The organism is Corynebacterium sp. KPL2838 (genome assembly GCF_040225455.1).
GTDB classification, from domain to species: domain Bacteria; phylum Actinomycetota; class Actinomycetes; order Mycobacteriales; family Mycobacteriaceae; genus Corynebacterium; species Corynebacterium rhinophilum.
The window spans coordinates 1-755 of record NZ_JBEHFT010000081.1 but is presented as its reverse complement, the minus strand read 5'-3'; the positions used below and the strand labels follow the sequence as shown (position 1 = coordinate 755).

Below are 755 nucleotides of genomic sequence, written 5' to 3'. Positions count from 1 at the left end.
GCATGGTGGTAGATTACCTTTCTTCCCAGCCCGACTAGGCTGGATATCAGGTGTCCACCAAAAGGGGGTCAGGTCCGAAGGACTCTTCAAGGTTTTGAGCTGATAATAGAAGCTAGAAGACGATAGTCCGACAATGTCAAGCAGCAGTGAAATCGGAAAAGCAGACCGTAACGCATCGACCACAATAGTTTTGAATCTGTTACTGAGATTGGTTGGGTCGATGCTGTCGTCTTTTTTTATTTCTTCCAGCTCTTTTTCTAGCACGGCCTTTTCTGCTGATAGTCGCGCTGCCAGTTTCTTAAGCTGTGCCGCATCATCTGGAAGCGACTTCTCCAAGGCTTTGTGAGTTACGATGCCAGCTGACTGTTTGCGTTCAGTTGCGCTCATCAAGCCCCACTTTCCTTCCTCACGGAATCGTTGGGCCCAAGCATAGACGCTCATTTTCGAATTCAGCGACAACTCGGCTGCAACGGCATCAGGAGACATACCGGAGTTGAAAAGCTCGACGGCTTTAAGCTTTGTCGTAAACGGGTAGCGTTTCAGCGTTGTCCGCCGAATAGGAGAAGATGGTGGTTCAGACCGCTGTCTAATCCAGAGGTGGAGCGTCCAACGGCCTGGGTAACCCAACTCGCGGACAGTCTTTGTGACAGATTGAGTCCTGTCGAATACCTCTAACGCCTTAAGTCGTTGCGCATTCGTGTATCGAATATTAGACATACGGAAAATCCTCCAAGATTTCGTCCGCATCCCCTTTT

General features: G+C 49.4%; 1 protein-coding gene. It reads right to left on the bottom strand.

Annotation, left to right across the window (positions count from 1 at the left end):
- The coding region (locus ABRP98_RS11750) for a terminase gpP N-terminus-related DNA-binding protein (protein WP_502878806.1) at positions 1-717 on the bottom strand (717 nt) is incomplete at its 3' end.
- Positions 718-755 lie beyond the last annotated feature (38 nt).